We start from the raw sequence: 1,086 nt of genomic DNA, 5'->3' as shown, positions 1-1,086 counted from the left end.
GTCAAGTCAAGTGAGACAGTGGGTTGTTAGTCGACTGGCTGTGGGACTGGCTTGTTGATCCACACGGTCACGGGTAGTCGGGGTGGCCGTGGCCAGCGGGTGAACCGTGCGGGGTGGGTGGCGTGGGCGCGGCCGAGGGTGGCCTGGCGGTGGTCCTGGACCTGGTCGGCGGTGCCGTAGTGGACCGAGGCGGGGGTGTGGAACCCGATCCCGGAGTGGCGATGCTCATGGTTGTAGGCGGTGAAAAACCCCTCGCAGAACCGGCGGGCGTCGTGCAACGACCCGAACCGGGCAGGAAAATCAAAACTGTACTTGAGAGTCTTGAACTGCGCCTCGGAATACGGATTGTCGTTGGACACGCGGGGTCGGGAATGTGACCGGTGGACGTTCAGGTCGACGAGGAGCTCTGATACCGGTTTTGATATCATGGCACCGCCACGGTCGGCGTGGATCGTGTGCGGCTGGGTTCCGTTACGGCGTACCGCGTCGGCGAGGAAGTCTTTCGCGACAATCGCGTCCTCGGCGGCGACGAGCCATCCGGTGACATACCGCGAGTAGATGTCGATGATGACGTAAAGTTTGTACCAGATTCCTTTCTCGGGTCCTTTCAACGCGGCGATGTCCCAGGTTCAGACGTGGTTCGGTCCGGTCGCGGACAGTTCGGGTCGTACTCGGGGTGGATGGGTCGCCTGGGCACGGCGTTCCCGGGTCTGCCCGGCGGCGCGGGCGATCCGGTACATCGTCGACATCGAGCACCAGTAGCGGCCTTCGTCCAGCTCGCGAGCCCAGACCTGCGGGATCGCCAGGTCCTGGTACGCCGGGCTGGTCAGGACCGCCAGGACCTCGGCGCGTTCGGTGTCGGTCAACGTGCCCGGCGGCAGGGCCCGGGCCGGCCACGGCCCGTGCAGCCGGCCGCCGGGAGCGGCGTGGCGGTAGTGCGTCGCGCGGGACCATCCGGTCAGAGCGCAGGCCTGCGCCACCGGAATGTTCGCCGCGCGCAGCTCCTCGAAGGCGCCGGTCAGGACCTGTTCTGCGGCCCGTCGGTGTCCGCGCTCCCGGAAATCTGTTCCAAGAGCGCGCGCGCTT

The 1,086-nt window shown here is 66.6% G+C and carries 1 protein-coding gene and 1 pseudogene; both read right to left on the bottom strand.

Annotated features, from left to right (window positions below; genetic code table 11):
* Nucleotides 1-26 precede the first annotated feature (26 nt).
* Nucleotides 27-620, bottom strand: coding sequence for a DDE-type integrase/transposase/recombinase (locus tag G6R25_RS24180; RefSeq protein ID WP_336502521.1), 594 nt, complete (start codon nucleotides 618-620; stop codon nucleotides 27-29).
* Between the two features lie 9 nt (nucleotides 621-629).
* Nucleotides 630-1,086 (bottom strand): annotated as a pseudogene (locus G6R25_RS24175) (IS3-like element ISAar44 family transposase); the annotation flags it as partial.

Origin of the sequence: Candidatus Frankia alpina (genome assembly GCF_902806485.1) — a bacterium.
GTDB classification, from domain to species: domain Bacteria; phylum Actinomycetota; class Actinomycetes; order Frankiales; family Frankiaceae; genus Frankia; species Frankia alpina.
The sequence above is the reverse complement of the archived record's forward strand: the minus strand, read 5'-3'. Positions and strand labels throughout refer to the sequence as shown.